The following is a 451-nucleotide window of genomic DNA, read 5'->3' as shown; positions in this document are numbered from 1 at the left end:
ACTCTGACAACATAGAGCGAACCATGTTTTTATCGCCCGCAGGGAATACATCAATAATACGGTCTATGGTTTTGGCCGCAGAACTGGTGTGCAGGGTACCAAAGACCAAATGCCCCGTTTCCGCTGCAGTAAGCGCAAGACTTATGGTTTCTTGATCTCGAAGCTCACCCACTAGAATCACATCCGGGTCTTCACGCAGTGCAGAACGAAGCGCCGCCTTGAAGCTATGCGTATCACGATGCACTTCTCGTTGGTTGATCAAACACTTAGAGCTTTGATGAACAAACTCAATAGGGTCTTCAATGGTTAGGATGTGTTTATTGTGATGACGATTAATGTAATCAACCATGGCCGCTAAGGTGGTTGATTTACCCGACCCCGTAGGCCCAGTCACCAAAACCAATCCCTTTTCATAATTCGCTATTTTTTCAAATATAGGTGGGCAATCAAG

At 45.9% G+C, this 451-nt stretch carries 1 protein-coding gene; it reads right to left on the bottom strand.

Features of this window, described 5'->3' with window-relative positions; translation table 11 throughout:
* On the bottom strand, positions 1–451 hold a 451-nt coding region (locus tag AB4585_RS29505), incomplete at both ends, for a type IV pilus twitching motility protein PilT (protein WP_372172393.1).

Source organism: Vibrio sp. 10N.222.49.C9 (assembly GCF_041474985.1).
Lineage (GTDB): Bacteria > Pseudomonadota > Gammaproteobacteria > Enterobacterales > Vibrionaceae > Vibrio > Vibrio crassostreae_C.
Note: the sequence above shows the minus strand (reverse complement) of the source record. Positions and strands in the feature narration are given on the sequence as shown.